Source organism: Salinivibrio sp. ML198 (genome assembly GCF_001996015.1).
Lineage (GTDB): Bacteria > Pseudomonadota > Gammaproteobacteria > Enterobacterales > Vibrionaceae > Salinivibrio > Salinivibrio siamensis.
In genome coordinates, this window is sequence record NZ_MUEZ01000047.1 from 1 (window position 1) to 887 (window position 887).

The 887-nt window shown below is 44.2% G+C and carries 1 protein-coding gene and 1 pseudogene; both read left to right on the forward strand.

Features of this window, described 5'->3' with window-relative positions; all coding sequences use genetic code 11:
* Window positions 1-397 (forward strand): annotated as a pseudogene (locus BZG25_RS15600) (hypothetical protein); the annotation flags it as partial.
* A 4-nt stretch (window positions 398-401) separates the two neighbouring features.
* Entirely contained in the window at window positions 402-755 is a 354-nt protein-coding gene (locus BZG25_RS15605; RefSeq protein WP_077639370.1) for a hypothetical protein, read from the forward strand.
* Window positions 756-887: the final 132 nt, after the last annotated feature.

Below are 887 nucleotides of genomic sequence, written 5' to 3' on the forward strand. Positions count from 1 at the left end.
GAAAGAGTTGGGCAAGCGTATTGGCAATATAGCGATAGGGATTTCCGCCGCTAGAGGTTTGGGGTATGTCGGGCTAGTGCTCGGTTTTGCCAGTGGTGTGGATAATGTCTATGAGGCGTGCAAGGTCGATGGAACGGGAGATTGTGGTCAGACAACAACCCGTGAAATTGGCGGGTTTATTGGTGGTATATCTGGGGGAGGGGTTGGTAGTGCTGCGATGACTTCTGGAGTATTACTTGTTCTGGGAGTGGTCGGTGTAACTTCTACCCCTGTACTTGCCATTGCTGCAATAGGCTCTTTTGTTGTTGGTGGTGCTATTGGTGGAATTGCTGGTTCAGCTACAGGAAAGTGGGGGGCGGACTTTATATATGAGAGTGCAGAGTCAGCTTTGAGGTAAATCTATGTTGGATTGGCTAGTAGTTATTTTTGGGGGGTATGCCCTTGTTTGGTCTATTCCCGCTGTAATTATGGTGGCTATTATTTCATTGGGAGATCCTCAAAGAATCGTTTTTATAGATCATCAACTTTCTAAGAATGTGGATAAATTGCATGCGAATAAGATGTGCATGCTATCTGCTTACATCAATGCAAGACTGTTTCATTATTGGGTGAAATATCCATTTATTCGTAAGCGTGCAACCACTGACTCTATTAAGTTTAAAATATTTATGTGGGGTAATTCAGTAGGAACGTGGAGTTGGATAATGGTTTTCTTTCTCGCCTTCCTTGAGAAAGGCCTAGGAATTTCATTCTGATTTAACTTAAATGGTTAAGTTTGAATCAGAGACGAAAGAGTTGGGCAAGCGTATTGGCAATATAGCGATAGGGATTTCCGCCGCTAGAGGTTTGGGGTATGTCGGGCTAGTGCTCGGTTTTGCCAGTGGTGT